Origin of the sequence: uncultured Roseibium sp. (genome assembly GCF_963675095.2) — a bacterium.
In the GTDB taxonomy this organism is placed as follows: Bacteria; Pseudomonadota; Alphaproteobacteria; order Rhizobiales; family Stappiaceae; genus Roseibium.
This window is the reverse complement of record NZ_CAXXSJ010000037.1, coordinates 73,572-87,237: the sequence shown is the minus strand read 5'-3', so window position 1 is coordinate 87,237 and position 13,666 is coordinate 73,572. Positions and strand designations below refer to the sequence as shown.

The following is a 13,666-nucleotide window of genomic DNA, read 5'->3' as shown; positions in this document are numbered from 1 at the left end:
CCTCAATTCGCGCCGATGGCCTTTGCCAATATCCTGTCCGCACTACCCTCGTCACCTACCCAAGCGACGAACTGATCCGGTCTTATCAGGATCATCGAGGCCCCGTAAGCAAGGATCAGTTTGGGCGCGTCCACTTCGACGATCGTCAAGGGAATGGTCCGCTCCTCAGCCGATTGCCGGAACGCTTCGACCAGGGCGGCATCCCCCTTGATCGAGACAAGCGTAAAGCCTTCGCCCAGCATCTCGAAGATATTCCGTCCGTCCGGCAGAACCTGCGGCGCGAGGTGATGGCCCGGACGGGCCTTGAATTCATGTGTTCCCTTCGCACTCGGCGCAGCACCGGCCGGGCTTCCGGTGACGAGCGGCGAGCCTTCGTAGTTCGGCTCGAAGGAATTCACATCCGCCGTGTCTTCGCTGCGTTTGCCCCAGGCCGTCCGGAACTCTTCCGGATCCTTTTCAGGACTGTAGCGATTGAGGAATTCGCGGTCCTGTTCGATGTAATTGCCGATGAAGTCCGCCGCCGTCGACGCGAACACCGGCCGCCGTTCAGCATCGTAGCTGTCCAGCAGGCCTGGTCCCGCCCAGCCCTTCAGGGTTGCGGCGAGTTTCCAGCCGAGATTGCGGGCATCTTCGAGGCCGGAATTCACTCCGTAGCCTCCATAGGGCGGATGACTGTGCGCGGCATCGCCCGCAATCAGCACCCTGCCTTTGCGATACGTGTCGGCCAGGGCAAAACGCAAATCCCAGAAGCCGATGTAATCCACACTGAGGTCGATCTCGTAGCCCACGGCCTCTTGGACGAACCCCTTGAAATCGAAATTCTCCTCCGTGGCATCCGCCGGAACCGGCGCATGGAAGAACCACGATGTCCCGAGATCGACCCGGCCGAAGAACAGCCAGTAGCCGTCATAGTCGGGATGCAGCACGTTGAAGAACGCCTTGCCCGGATAGCGCTCCAGGAGTTCGTGGAGTTCCGTGGAGGTGAAGACCAACAGCACCATCTTGCGGTCGTGATCGGCAAGGGTCTGGGGGATTCCCGCTGCCTGCCGGGTAAAGGAATGGCTGCCGTCGCAACCGACCGCATAGCGTCCGCGCAGGATCCGTTGTCCGGAGCCCCCGTATTCCGTCGCCGTCACCGTGACGCCTTCGGCGTCCTGCTCGATATCCGCGCCGTCAAAACCGTAGAAAAGATCGATGGCATCGATCTCCGCCGCGCGGGTGCGCAGCACCGCTTCCATGGCATATTGCGGCAGGCGATCGTTGGCACTGTAGTAATAGTCCTTGACCGCGGCCCGGTTCAGCCAGTCATAGCTGTAGTCGTTCAGAAGCGTTCCGTAATTGGTCAACCCACCGATGCCGGCGCCTCGCGGCACGGTGCGGGCATTGCGCAGATCTTCCTCACAGCCCCAGAAATGGAAATGCTCCATGGTGCGTTGGGTGAGGTTCTGCCCCTTCGGGATCGGCTGGATGGTCTCGTATTTCTCCACCACGGCGGAGGTGATGCCCTTGAGGCCGAGCTCGATTGCAAGCCCGACCCCGACGGGGCCCCCGCCGATGATGATCACGTCATGGGTAAAACCGTCCGCCATCGTTATCCCTTCAGACCGAGCAGGCGTTCGGTGTTGCCGTGGAACAGCTTCGCCCGGGTTTCCTCCGAGACGTCCAGCTCTTCCAGGATGCGGATCGTTTCGCGGATATACATCGGGCCCGCTTCCGGATCGAACGGCGCATCGGAGGCAAACACCACATGGTCCTCGCCGAAGAATTCGATGGCATGCTCGATCGCCTTGCGCGAGCCGAAGGTCGCGGTATCGGCATAGAAATCCTTGAAATACTCAAGATGCGGACGCTTGAGCGCCTTGCGCACGGCCGCCAGGTCCTTGTTCGACGTGCGCGCGCCCATCTGGTCCCATCCGGGGCCGACCCGACCCTCGAAATAGGGGACCATGCCGCCGGCATGGTGGGTGATGACGTTCAGGCCCGGATGCCGGTCGAAGACGCCGGAAAAGACCAGCCGCGCCATGGCGGCGGAGGTTTCATAGGGCCAGCCGAAGGTCCACCAGATCTCGTATTCGGATTCCTTCTCCGTCAGGTAGTCGGTGAAATTGGCACCGCGGGCCGGATGCAGCCACACCGGCTTGCCCGACTTCGCCATGTAGTCGAAGAACGGATCGAACTCCGGCAGGTCGAGCGGCTTGCCCGACACGTTGGTGAAGATCTGCATCCCCGATGCGCCGAGATCCTCGATGGCGCGCCGGCTCTCCTCGACGACCGCATCCGGATTGTTCATCGGCGCGGTGCCGATGAAGGCGGGAAAGCGGTCCGGATATTTTGCGCAAAGCTCAGCCAGGGAATCGGAGCCGATCCGGCTGAGTTCGAGCGCCTTCGCCGGATCGCAGAGCTTTTCCAAGGGCGGCGAGGCCAGCGACAGAACTTGGCTGTAGTCGGGCCCGAACATGTCCATGACCTCGAACCGCCGATCCAGCTCGGTCATCATCGGCACATCGCCGGAGCGCCGGGTGATGTCGGTCATTTCGCCGATGTGATCGATCAGGGCATCGAAAAAAGGCTTCGGCCAGATATGATTGAAAATATCGAGTTTTCTCACGTGTTTTCTCCCTGAGCAATCAAGCTGTTTCTCCGGCCTCGGCCGGGTTCTGGTCTATTGTTTCGGTTGGATCGTGCTGCAGTTCCGCCAGCTCGAAGCTGATTTCCGCTGCCGCCTCGCGAACGTTTTCGGCAACCGTGGCCTCGCTCAGACCCTGGGCCTCCAGAGCTGTTGCTTCGATGGTGACGCAGAGCGCTGCAATGGGCAGGCGCCCGGAATCAAAAACCGGCGCGGCGATACCGACGACACCCGGCGTGACCTCCCCATGGGCAATTGAATATCCGCGGCGGCGGATGGCCCGCAGCGAATCGAGCACGTCTTCAACGGTGGAGCCGATGCCGATCTCGGCAAAGTCCTCAAGGGCTTCGGTGATGATCGGTTTCTGCTGGCGCCGCGGCAGGTTGGCGAGGATAGCACGCGAAATTGCCCCGCGCGCCAACGGCATCGGCCGACCTCTGGGGTAACTCGACCGAGGATCGGGGATCGAGCAGGCCGAATGCACGCACAGGAGCTTCTTGCCGTAATAGCGCACCAGGAGCGACGAGCACGGATAGCGGTTTGCCAGCGCGTCGACCTGGTCCCGCCCGATCTCCACGACCGGGTCGGAGCGGCGGACCAGAAAGTCCAGCTCCACCACCCTCGGCCCGAGGGTGAAGCCCCGCCCCGGCAGGGAGGTCAGGAACCCCGCATCCTTCAGTGTGCGCAGATAGCGGTAGAGCGTCGGACGCGTATAGCCGAGCTCCGCCATGATTTCCTGCGGCGTCCACTCGAGCCTGTCCTCGGTGAACAGGTCGAGGATCGCGAACAGCCGCTCGCCGCTGCCGGAAGAAACGCTCATGACTGGACGGTATCCTTTGCTGTGGCGGGCTTCCGGCTCATCAGTTGCCACCCCATCAGGAGGACGCCGCAGGCAACGCCGATCACATCGGTGATGACGGCCTGGGGAAAGGCCCCGGAAGGAATGAGAGCAAGCAATCCGGCAACGGCAAACAGGACCCGGACCCAGGAGGTCAGAGGACCGGCAAAGTAACCGGCTATTCCGATGCAAACCAGCCAGACCCCGGCGACGGCTGTCGTGACCGCCAAGGCGATTTCCAAAGGCGCTCCATTGAGCAGCAGGGTCGGCGAGAACACGAACAGCAGCGGAATGATATAGGCGACCCAGCCGAATTTCATGGCGGCCCAACCGGTCGCCATCGCTGGCGCTTTCGCCAGCGACGCAGCGGCAAAGGCCGCAATGGCGATCGGTGGCGTGATCATCGACATCATGCCGAAATAGAGCACGTACAAGTGGGCCGCAATCGGATCGATACCAACCTTGATCAGGGCCGGTGCGACAAGCGCCGCCAGCAGCACGTAGACCCCGAGGGTCGGCAGCCCCATGCCCAGAATAATGCAGACGATGGCCGACAGGCTCAGAAGGATGAAGGCGTTGTTGCCGCCGATCTGGACCAGAAGGTAGGTGAGATTGAATGACAGGCCGGTCACGTTCAAGACGCCGATCACCAGGCCGGAAGCCGCCGAGATCAGGATGATCTCGACCACGGAATGACCGCATCTGGACAGGCTGCCGAAGATCGCGCGCAGAGCCGGACGGCTGCCGCGATAACCGATCGCAAGTGAGGTTGCGATCAGCACCACAGCGGACCAGAGCGCCGCACGTTCAGGCTGAAACCCCTGCCAGAACAACAGCCAGATCAGGACGGCGAAGGCGAGAATGAAATGCAGGCCGCGCACGACGATCCGGCCGGCCGGGATCTCCGACTTCGGCACCGGACGGATATCCATGCGCGCCGCATCCAGATCGGCCTGGATGAACAGGGCAACGTAGTAGAGGATTGCCGGAACCAGCGCGGCCGTGACAATGTCGGAATAGGGAATGGCCAGGAACTCTGCCATGAGGAAGGCGGAGGCCCCCATCACCGGCGGCATGAGCTGGCCTCCGGTGGAGGCGACTGCCTCGATCGCCGCGGCCTTGTGGCCGGGATAACCATCGCGCTTGATCATGGGGATCGTCACAACGCCGGTGCCGACCACATTGGCGACTGCGGATCCGGAAATCGATCCGAACAGGCCCGACGCCAGAACGGCGATTTTCATCGACCCGCCACGGAACCGGCCCATGCCGAGCATGGCGGCATCGGTAAAGAAATTCGACCCGCCGGTGATACCCAATAGCGTCCCGAACAGGATGAAGGCGACGACGACGGTCGCGGCCACCGACATGGGCAGGCCGAGAATGCCGTTGGAATCGAGCGTCATGTAACCGGCGAGCATTTGCCAGTCCTGCGCCCGCCCCTGAAGGCGGCCCGGCAGCACGTCGCCGAAGAGAGCGTAAAGCAGAAAGGCGCAGATGATCAAAACCAGCGTCCAGCCGGTCGCGCGCCTGAGACATTCGAGCGTCAGCAGTGTGATGATGATGCCCGGGATCCAGACCACCGCGGGTTTCGCGAAGATCTGAAGCACGAATTGCGGATAGCCGACGGCGATCCAGGAAACGGAAGCAAACGCGATCAGCGCCAGGGCAACATCATACCAGGGCACGACCTTGCGGCTCGAAAAACGGCGTGCCGGCAGCTCAAGAAAAGCGATCGGCAGGACCAGGGCAAGCACCGCGGCGAAGAACTGCTGCGGATAAAAGCCGAGGCCCAGATAGCGGGGCACGGACAGCGCCCAGCAGATCGTCGTCAGCGTCAAGAGGGTTGCCAGCACATCGGCGATCGGGCGCCGGATCGCTGGAGAGAGGCCGATCAGGCCTCTCTCTTCCGTTTCGTCCTGCACGGTGCGTCCTCAGTCCAGACCAGCTTCTGTGAAGAACTTCAATGCACCGGGATGGAATTCGGCAATGCCGGGATCGCCCTTGATGTCCTTCGGATTGAATGCGGCGAACGGCTTGAACGTGCTGACCATGGCATCCTTGCCGTCGTAAATGGCCTTGGCCATCGCATAGACGACATCGTCCGGCACACCGGAATGGGTGAAGATCACCTGCGGGAAAGCGATATAGGTCGCGTCTTCGAGAACGCCCGGAGACGAGCCGGCCTTCATCTTGGCAAAGAAGGCAGTCGGCCAGTGCTTGCGGGCCTTGGCCAGGGCTTCATCGCTGTCATCGGCAACCGGCAGCGCACGCAGACCGCCGACGGACGCATCCGCTTCGCGGACCTTGCCCGCACCGTGGGCGAAGATGAAACCGTCGGAATCATTGGCGATGAAAGCCTGCGCCCCCGCAACGACCGAGGTGACATAGACCGGCGTCATGTCTTCGCGGGTCATGTCCGCGGTGGCATAGACCGCGTCGAGCTGCGGCAGGATGGTGTTCTGGGCGGTATAGCCGTCCGTCATCCGCTTGCCCTTCAGGTCGGCGAGCGTCTTGATGTCGCTGTCGGCGCGCACGAAGATCGCTTCCTTGAGCGGCATCAGCATGGCCACGACGCGAAGGTTCGGGTTCTTGACCCCGTTCCACCAGGCTTCACCGGAAATCGCGTAATTCACTTCCTGCAGATTGGCGACGCCGAATTCGATCCCTCCGGAATTCACGAACGGAATGAACTGGTTCGGACTGGTGGCCGGCTGAACGGTGGTGTTCAACCCCGCTTCATTGGCCGCATTGGCAACAGCCGTCCCGATATTGTGGAACAGCGAACCCGGGTTCGACGTTGCGATCCCGACCGTCTGCGCCTGGACAGACCCGGCCGCGACCATCGCCGCGGCAAAGGCTGCTGCCTTGAAAAATCTTGTCATGTGGTTCCTCCCTTTGATCGCCGCCTCCTCCAAAAGGCGACAAAAATCCCAATAATTGAGATTTCTGATCATTTATTACTTGCATTCGCAGCTTTGACAAGTCCATTTTGTCGCAGTCGGGCGACAGAGATCGCCGGACACGGGAGGGAATGAATGACGTCGAAGCATCCGCGTGCGCCGAAAAACGGCGCCGAATCCGTGCTGCTCGGCCTGAAGCGGGCCGGTGTGGACTATCTGTTTGCCAATGCGGGAACCGATTTTCCGCCGATCATCGAAGCCCTTTCCGCCCTGCCGGCCGACGAGATTCCCGAACCGGTGACGGTTCCCCACGAGACGGCCTCGGTCGCCATGGCCCACGGCTACTATCTGGTGACCGGCAAGGCCCAGGCGGTCATGGTTCATGTCAACGTCGGGCTCGCCAATGCGGCCATGGGCGTCATCAATGCCGCCAGCGACAACATCCCGGTCCTGGTCATGTCCGGACGGACCCCGATCACCGAAACCGGAAGGATGGGTAGCCGGGCGACCCCGATCCAGTACGGCCAGGAACAATATGATCAGGCCTCCCTGATCCGTGACGTCACCAAGTTCAATTACGAGATGCGCTATCCGGAACAGGGCGACGCGCTGGTGAGCCGTGCCCTGTCGCTGGCAACCAGCGCCCCCGAGGGTCCGGCCTATATCAGCCTGCCGCGCGAACCGCTCGGCGCGGACATCCCCGAAAGCGCGCAACAGCCCGCCCGCCTGCGGCCGGCCGCCACGCCGGCAAGCCCGGACGCCGAGGCGATCAATCAGCTCGCGGTCTGGCTCAGCGAGGCGGAACGGCCCGTGATCCTGTGCCAGCGCGGCGACACCGAAGGCCGCCTGTCTGCCGCATTGGCCGACCTTGCGGAGGCCCACGGCATCGGCGTTGCCGAGCCCTTCGTCGTTCGCAATGTCATGCAAAGCGACCATCCGATGTTTCTCGGCCACGACCCGGCGGCCGCCATTGCCGGCGCTGATCTGATCGTCGTGCTCGACACCGACATTCCCTGGATCGAGCGGTTCCATGCCCCGTCCGAGGACGTGAAAATCGTTCACATCGGAGCCGACCCGCATTTCGCGCGCATGCCGGTGCGCAACTACAAGACGGACCTTGCCATCGGCTCCGATCCGGTGCGCGCCATCGAGGCTCTGAGCGCTGCGCTGAAAACGGATGAGGCCCGCGTCCAAAGGCGCAAGAACCGCCTGGCCGCGGAGATCGCGCCGCGACGTGAGAAAATGGAGGATCTGATTTCGAAAGGGGCTGGCGATCCCATCGGCGCGGAGTTTTTGAGCCGTACGCTTTCAGACGTGATGGGGGACGATGCCGCTGTCTTTTGCGAACTTGGCGTCGTCGCCGGCGCCATGGACCTGAAGGGTCCCAACCGGATGTTCATGAACGTTCACGCAGGCGGCCTCGGCTGGGCCTTTCCGGCGGCCCTCGGAGCGCAACTGGCGGACCGGGACCGGCTCTGCGTTGCCTGTATGGGCGACGGCTCCTACATCTTTTCCAACCCGGTCGCCTGCCACCAGATTTCCGAGGCGCTGCAATTGCCCGTGCTGGTGATCATCAAGAACAACGGCATGTGGAACGCGGTCCGGCGCTCGGTCGTCAACGCCTATAAGGACGGGGCGGCGGCAAAAGCGAACACCATGCCGCTGACGTCCCTGGAACCCGCGCCCGACTACCTGCAAGTCGCCGCCGCCAGCCGCGCCTTCACGGCACGGGTGACCCACGGCACCGATCTGCGCCCTGCCCTGGAAGCAGCCATCAACGCAATCCGCACCGAAAGGCGGCAGGCCGTACTTGACGTCAGGGTCGCCGTTTCCGACAGCTACTGATGGAGCGGTTCAGGTCTAGTCGGTCGCGGCCAGAACATCGCGCAGGGTGTCGACCATTTCGGAAACCTGGCCTTCCTCGACGATCAGCGGCGGCGACAGGGCGATGATATCGCCCGTCACCCGGATCAGGAGACCCGCCTCAAAACACTTGACGAACACCTCGTAGGCGCGCTGGCCCACGGCTCCGTCACGGGAGTCCAGCTCGATCCCGGCAATGATGCCGAGATTGCGTACATCCTTGACGTGGCGGGCATCTTTCAGCGAATGGATAGTGTTTTCCCAATGATCGGCAATGTCGGCGCCGCGCGTCAGAAGGCCGTGCTTTTCATAGATGTCCAGCGTGGCAAGGCCCGCGGCACAGGCGACCGGATGGCCGGAATAGGTGTAGCCGTGGAAGAGCTCGATCGCCCCTTCCGGACCGTTCATGAAGGCCTCATGGATATGGTCCTGCGCGAACACCGCACCCATGGGAACGACACCGTTGGTGAGCGCCTTGGCCGTCGTGAACAGGTCCGGCTTCACGCCGAAATAGTCGACGGCAAACGGCGTGCCCAGACGGCCGAACCCGGTGATCACCTCGTCGAAGATCAGCAGGATACCATGCCGGTCGCAAATAGTGCGCAGGCGTTCCAGGTAGCCCTTGGGCGGCACCAGCACGCCGGTTGACCCGGCGACCGGTTCGACGATGACCGCGGCAATCGTTTCCGCGCCGTGCAGGGCGACGATCCGCTCAAGGTCGTCGGCGAGATGGGCGCCCCACTCCGGCTGTCCCTTGGAAAAGGCGTTGTGCTCCGGAGCGTGGGTATGCGGCAGATGATCGACACCGGTCAGAAGCGTGCCGAAGTGGCGCCTATTGTTGACGATGCCGCCCACCGAAATGCCGCCGAAACCGACGCCGTGATAGCCCCGTTCCCGGCCGATCAGGCGGATCCGGCCCGCATCGCCGCGGGCGCGGTGATAGGCCAGCGCGATCTTCAGCGCGGTGTCGACCGACTCCGATCCGGAGCCGGTGAAGAAGACATGGTTGAACCCGTCCGGCGCAATCTGTTTCAGCCGCTCGGCAAACTCGAACGCGATCGGATGGCCCATCTGGAAGGACGGTGCGTAGTCGAGATTTGAGAGCTGCCGGGCGACCGCATCGGTGATCTCAGCATTGCCGTGACCGGCATTGCAGCACCAAAGGCCGGCCGTGCCGTCGAGGATCGTTCGGCCGTCGTCGGACTGGTAATGCATGCCCTTGGCGGAGACCAGCATGCGCGGGTTCTGCTTGAACTGCCTGTTCGCGGTGAACGGCATCCAGTAGGCATCCAGAACCTGATTGGAACGGGTTTCGTTTCGGTCGACGACAGCATCCATGGCACTTCTCCTCAGCAACCGGGACTAGAAGGCCTTGATTTCAGTCGGAAGAAAAGTCTGTTTCTTCAATCCGGCAAGTCACTGGTTTTCATCGGATTCCATGTGTATGTGTTTATGATGATAAACACACTAAACACGGATGACTTCTCGAAGGACGTTGGCCTCAGGCTGCGCGCGATCCGCGAAGCCCACGGTTATTCCCAGCGGGAGCTCGCCAAGCGGGCGGGCGTCACCAACGGTTTCATCTCCCAAATCGAGGCCGCGAAGATCAACACGTCGTTGAGCGCCCTGAAGAGGGTTCTGGACGGCATTCCGATCGGCCTGTCGGACTTCTTCGCCTATGAACCGGAACGCCAGGACCAGGTGTTCTTTGCCGCCGAGGAACTGACCGAGATCGGCAAAGGAAAGATTTCCTACAGGCAGGTTGGCAACAACCTGTTCGGCCATGACCTGCAGATGCTCTACGAGGTCTATGAGCCGGGCGCCGATACCGGCCGGGTGATGCTCAGCCACGAGGGCGAGGAAGCCGGCATCGTCATGGAAGGCCATATCGAGATCACCGTCGGCGACCAGCGCAAGGTGCTCGGACCGGGCGATGCCTACATGTTCAAGAGCACGACCCCGCACCGGTTCAAGGCGCTCAGAAACAAGCGCTGCGTCGTCGTCAGCGCCTGTACCCCACCGACGTTTTGATCAAACAGGGTGCCGGGCATCCAGTTTTTCAAGGAACGCCCGGGCGCTTTGACGGTAGACCTGCTTCTTGTCTTCTCCCATACGTCGCCAGGTGGTATAGGGCTGAGCCAGCCGGCGATTGGACGAGAGCCTGTCCGCATTCCGGTCGAGGAAATCCCAATAGAGGGCGTTGAACGGACAGGCCCCCTCGCCGGTCTTGGCGCGGACATCGTAGCGGCAATCCTTGCAGTAGTCCGACATGCGCGAGATATAGGCGCCGCTCGCCGCATAGGGTTTGGTGCCGAGCAGTCCGCCGTCGGCGAACTGGCTCATGCCGATGACATTCGGCAGCTCCACCCATTCGAACGCATCGGCATAGACCTCCAGGTACCAAATATGCAGCGCATGGGGATCGAGCCCAGCCAGCAGGGCGAAGTTTCCCGTGATCATCAGCCGCTGGATATGATGCGCATAGGCATTCTCGATCGTCTCGCCGATCACCTGCGCAAGACAGGCCATCTCCGTCTTTCCCGTCCAGAAAAAGCCGGCAGCGGCCGTTTCGCATCGAAGAAATTGCTGTCGGCGTAGTCCGGCATGAACAGCCAGTAGACGCCGCGCACATATTCCCGCCAGCCAATGATCTGGCGGATGAACCCTTCCACCGCGTTGAGCGGCGCGTGACCGTCGAAATAGGCCCGTTCCGCCGCCCGGCAAAGCGCCATCGGCTCGAGCAGGCCGAGGTTCAGGTAGAACGACAAAAGCGAATGATTGAGAAACGGATCGTCCTTGAGCATCGCATCCTGCGTCTCACCGAAATCCGGCAGGAAGTTTTCGATGAAATCGTCCGCCGCCCGTTCGCAGTCTTCGCGCTTCACCGCAAAGGCAAATCCATCGGCCGAGCCCATGTGGTCCGGAAACCGGGCATTGACCAGTTTCATGACCGACTGCGTGATTGCGTCCAGGGAAAAGGTCGAATGCGCCGGACGGAAGAGATCAGGAGAAGCCGGCTTGCGGTTGTCGGCGTCGAAATTCCAGCGCCCCCCGCACGGCTTGTCGCCGTCCATCAGCAGACCCGTCCGCCGGCGCATCTCCCGGTAAAAGAATTCCATCGTCAACGCGCGCCGATCTCCGGCCCATTGGCGGAAATCGCCGCGGGAACACAGGAAGCGGGTATCGTCGCGGATCTCGACCGGGATGTCGAAGTCGGCAGACCAGCGGTCCATGGCCTGTCGCACCCGCCACTCGCCGGGCTCGGTCACAACGATCCGCTCCGGCTTCAGATCTCCGACCGCGCGTTTCACTTCGCCGGTGAAGGAATTGCTGTTGCCATCGTCATCGAGCTTCACGTAGCGAACTTCGAATCCATGGTCGCGCAGCTCGTCCGCGAAATGCCGCATGGCGGAAAAGATCAGGGTGATCTTCTTCTTGTGATGGCGGACATAGGTGGCCTCCTCGGCGACCTCGCACATCAGCACCGGGTCCCGGGCCGGATCGGCGTCGCTCAGGCTCGACATCGAAAGGGAAAGCTGGTCCCCGAGAACGAGGACAAGGTTGCGGATTTGCTCCGTCATCCTGCTTTCAGCAGACCGGCCACGGCAAAGGCCGCCGCCGAAGCCGTGGCGGTCAACACGGTTCCCCAGACCATGTCGACCACGCTGACGGTCAACGACCAGCCCTTCAGGGTTGCCAGGTTGGTCATGTCATAGGTGCCGTAGGCGAGCAGACCCAGCAGCGCTCCGTTCACGAGCGCGATGGCCACGCTCTCCTTCTGCAGGCCAGGCAGGACGGCGAAATAGACGATGCCGGCGATATAGGCGAGGTAGAACAGCCCGGCCGCCGTCATATCGGGGCGGTCTCTGAGAAGGTCACCGATATGAGAGCGGTAAAAACCGATCGCCACCCGGCTGAGCCACAGATAATCGAGACCGAAAAACACCACAGCGGCAGACAGATAGCTGAGAACCAGAACGCGCATTCGTCTCTCCTCAGATACCCAGCATCGGCTGGACAAACCGCAACAGGCGGCTCTTGAAGCGAAGCGGCGCGTCCGTGACCGCGAGACAGATACAGTCTTCCTCGTCACCGGCGATCGGCTGATGCTCAAGGTCCTCGTCCGCATCCTCCAGGTCGCCCCGTCCGTAACGCCCGGTCACGTCGCTGAAGCTTCCGGACAGCACGAGCGTGAGTTCGCGCCCGCCATGGCCATGCTCCGGCACCGGTTTGCCGGCTGGGATACGCAGCAGGCGCACACTGGTTTCCTCATCCCCTGTCGGCACCAGGACCTGATAGGCACCCCGGCCCAGCGCTTTCCATTTCAGTTCGTCCGCGTCGGCACCGACGTAATTTCTGAGCGGCGCGGGCAAGACATAGTCGCCGCGCGTTGTTTCCGTCTTCGGTTTCGGCCTGGAGGTAGGAGACCCTGCTTCGGCGAGGCGCTGCCGGATTTCCTGCCACGAGCTTTCCACGGACGCTTCTGCCGGCTCGATTGTCTCCAGCATATCTCCGGCGGCTGCTTCGAAGCGAGCCAGCCGCGCCCGGCACTCGGGGCACAAGGCAAGATGGGTGGCCACAGGCAGGCTCCAGCCTTCCGCCAGATCCCCGGTCGCATAGGCTGCGAGCAACTCGTCCCGGATATGATGACGCGGTCTCATCAGCGTTCCCCCAGGCTTTTTCGAAGCTTGGCGATTGCCATGCGAATGCGCGACTTCACCGTTCCGAGCGGCAATCCGAATTCCTCGGCAAGATCGGAATGCGACACGTCACCGAAGAACGAACGTTGCACAAGTTCGCGTTGTTCTTCGGGCAGGTCCTTCAGAGCCGCGTGGACGAGGTCCGCTTCCTGCCTGTTCTGGAATTCCACATCGGCCGGCGCAATATCATCGGGGACAAAAGCCGGATCGTTTGGATCGAATTCCGGCCGGTTCTGCTTGCGATAGGCAGAAATGAAGGTGTTGCGCGCGATCGTGAAGATCCACGTCGAGGCATTTCCTTTATCGGGATCGAACAGTGTGGCCTTGTTCCACACCAGCATCATCGTTTCCTGCATCAGTTCTTCTGCGGTCTGATGGTTGCCGGTGTGGCGCATCATGTAGGCCTTCACCCGCGGACCAAAATGTCGGAACAGTCTCTCAAAGGCAGACACATCCTGCGCCCGCGCCACGGCTGCGATCAGCCGTGACATGTCTTCAGGGTCTTCGGTCATGGGAGTTCCGCGCACTTTGATCATCGCAACGCCACGTGGCTTCCGCACCGGACGTGCGGTCCATCTGGCTAACGCAAGACCATAGTGGCATCGCTCGGCCGCCTGGGAAACTGTTATTGTCATGCCGCTATTACGCGCCGTTTGGCGTGGTGGATCACGGCGCATAAAATATTTTTTGGCACCGATCCGACGGCAGCCTTCATGCGTAATCCCATCCAACACAA

General features: G+C 61.9%; 13 protein-coding genes. 2 read left to right on the top strand and 11 right to left on the bottom strand.

What is annotated here, in order from left to right; translation table 11 throughout:
• Positions 1–2: 2 nt before the first annotated feature.
• From ABIN98_RS14740 to ABIN98_RS14720, 5 genes are read right to left on the bottom strand one after another with little or no spacing between them, the layout of a single operon-like run.
• The gene (locus ABIN98_RS14740; RefSeq protein WP_346911111.1) at positions 3–1,589 is read right to left on the bottom strand and encodes an FAD-dependent monooxygenase; all 1,587 of its coding nucleotides are present in this window, start codon (positions 1,587–1,589) and stop codon (positions 3–5) included.
• Between the two features lie 2 nt (positions 1,590–1,591).
• Complete coding sequence (locus ABIN98_RS14735; protein WP_346911109.1) at positions 1,592–2,608, bottom strand: amidohydrolase family protein; 1,017 nt, start codon at positions 2,606–2,608, stop codon at positions 1,592–1,594.
• A gap of 19 nt (positions 2,609–2,627) precedes the next feature.
• Positions 2,628–3,446 carry an IclR family transcriptional regulator gene (locus tag ABIN98_RS14730; protein WP_346911108.1) on the bottom strand — a complete coding sequence of 273 codons (819 nt, stop codon included), beginning with the start codon at positions 3,444–3,446 and terminating at the stop codon, positions 2,628–2,630.
• The gene (locus tag ABIN98_RS14725) at positions 3,443–5,389 is read right to left on the bottom strand and encodes a TRAP transporter fused permease subunit (RefSeq protein ID WP_346911106.1); all 1,947 of its coding nucleotides are present in this window, start codon (positions 5,387–5,389) and stop codon (positions 3,443–3,445) included. The genes ABIN98_RS14730 and ABIN98_RS14725 overlap by 4 nt, the downstream gene beginning before the upstream one ends.
• Before the next feature lie 9 nt (positions 5,390–5,398).
• The gene (locus tag ABIN98_RS14720; RefSeq protein WP_346911104.1) at positions 5,399–6,349 is read right to left on the bottom strand and encodes a TAXI family TRAP transporter solute-binding subunit; all 951 of its coding nucleotides are present in this window, start codon (positions 6,347–6,349) and stop codon (positions 5,399–5,401) included.
• Positions 6,350–6,502: 153 nt separating this feature from the next.
• Here ABIN98_RS14720 and ABIN98_RS14715 point away from each other — a divergent pair, with 153 nt between their 5' ends.
• On the top strand, positions 6,503–8,212 hold the full coding sequence (locus ABIN98_RS14715; protein ID WP_346911102.1) for a thiamine pyrophosphate-requiring protein: 1,710 nt from the start codon (positions 6,503–6,505) through the stop codon (positions 8,210–8,212).
• A 15-nt stretch (positions 8,213–8,227) separates the two neighbouring features.
• Here ABIN98_RS14715 and ABIN98_RS14710 read toward each other — a convergent pair whose 3' ends face one another.
• Complete coding sequence (locus ABIN98_RS14710; RefSeq protein WP_346911101.1) at positions 8,228–9,568, bottom strand: aspartate aminotransferase family protein; 1,341 nt, start codon at positions 9,566–9,568, stop codon at positions 8,228–8,230.
• 117 nt (positions 9,569–9,685) lie between these two features.
• On the opposite strand from ABIN98_RS14710, the gene ABIN98_RS14705 reads away from it, so the two are divergent.
• Positions 9,686–10,261 (top strand): cupin domain-containing protein, encoded by a 576-nt coding sequence (locus ABIN98_RS14705; RefSeq protein ID WP_346911148.1) that lies wholly within the window; start codon positions 9,686–9,688, stop codon positions 10,259–10,261.
• On the opposite strand, the gene ABIN98_RS14700 is transcribed toward ABIN98_RS14705, so the two are convergent.
• Genes ABIN98_RS14700 through ABIN98_RS14680 form a run of 5 tightly spaced genes read right to left on the bottom strand, consistent with a single transcriptional unit; the run spans position 10,262 to position 13,661 of the window.
• Entirely contained in the window at positions 10,262–10,759 is a 498-nt protein-coding gene (locus tag ABIN98_RS14700) for a hypothetical protein (protein WP_346911099.1), read from the bottom strand.
• Positions 10,738–11,811 carry a cryptochrome/photolyase family protein gene (locus ABIN98_RS14695; protein ID WP_346911097.1) on the bottom strand — a complete coding sequence of 358 codons (1,074 nt, stop codon included), beginning with the start codon at positions 11,809–11,811 and terminating at the stop codon, positions 10,738–10,740. The genes ABIN98_RS14700 and ABIN98_RS14695 overlap by 22 nt, the downstream gene beginning before the upstream one ends.
• Positions 11,808–12,215, bottom strand: a complete 408-nt coding sequence (locus ABIN98_RS14690) for a DUF2177 family protein (RefSeq protein ID WP_346911096.1) — start codon at positions 12,213–12,215, stop codon at positions 11,808–11,810. The genes ABIN98_RS14695 and ABIN98_RS14690 overlap by 4 nt, the downstream gene beginning before the upstream one ends.
• Positions 12,216–12,225: 10 nt before the next feature.
• Positions 12,226–12,891 (bottom strand): ChrR family anti-sigma-E factor, encoded by a 666-nt coding sequence (locus tag ABIN98_RS14685; RefSeq protein ID WP_346911094.1) that lies wholly within the window; start codon positions 12,889–12,891, stop codon positions 12,226–12,228.
• Complete coding sequence (locus tag ABIN98_RS14680) at positions 12,891–13,661, bottom strand: sigma-70 family RNA polymerase sigma factor (RefSeq protein ID WP_346911093.1); 771 nt, start codon at positions 13,659–13,661, stop codon at positions 12,891–12,893. The genes ABIN98_RS14685 and ABIN98_RS14680 overlap by 1 nt, the downstream gene beginning before the upstream one ends.
• Positions 13,662–13,666 lie beyond the last annotated feature (5 nt).

Coding starts and splice junctions, on each gene's coding strand:
- ABIN98_RS14705 (WP_346911148.1), top strand. CDS start 9,686: ATGATAAACACACTAAACACGGATGACTTCTCGAAGGACGTTGGCCTC.
- ABIN98_RS14695 (WP_346911097.1), bottom strand. CDS start 11,811: ATGACGGAGCAAATCCGCAACCTTGTCCTCGTTCTCGGGGACCAGCTT.
- ABIN98_RS14730 (WP_346911108.1), bottom strand. CDS start 3,446: ATGAGCGTTTCTTCCGGCAGCGGCGAGCGGCTGTTCGCGATCCTCGAC.
- ABIN98_RS14710 (WP_346911101.1), bottom strand. CDS start 9,568: ATGGATGCTGTCGTCGACCGAAACGAAACCCGTTCCAATCAGGTTCTG.
- ABIN98_RS14700 (WP_346911099.1), bottom strand. CDS start 10,759: ATGGCCTGTCTTGCGCAGGTGATCGGCGAGACGATCGAGAATGCCTAT.
- ABIN98_RS14720 (WP_346911104.1), bottom strand. CDS start 6,349: ATGACAAGATTTTTCAAGGCAGCAGCCTTTGCCGCGGCGATGGTCGCG.
- ABIN98_RS14685 (WP_346911094.1), bottom strand. CDS start 12,891: ATGAGACCGCGTCATCATATCCGGGACGAGTTGCTCGCAGCCTATGCG.
- ABIN98_RS14740 (WP_346911111.1), bottom strand. CDS start 1,589: ATGGCGGACGGTTTTACCCATGACGTGATCATCATCGGCGGGGGCCCC.
- ABIN98_RS14715 (WP_346911102.1), top strand. CDS start 6,503: ATGACGTCGAAGCATCCGCGTGCGCCGAAAAACGGCGCCGAATCCGTG.
- ABIN98_RS14690 (WP_346911096.1), bottom strand. CDS start 12,215: ATGCGCGTTCTGGTTCTCAGCTATCTGTCTGCCGCTGTGGTGTTTTTC.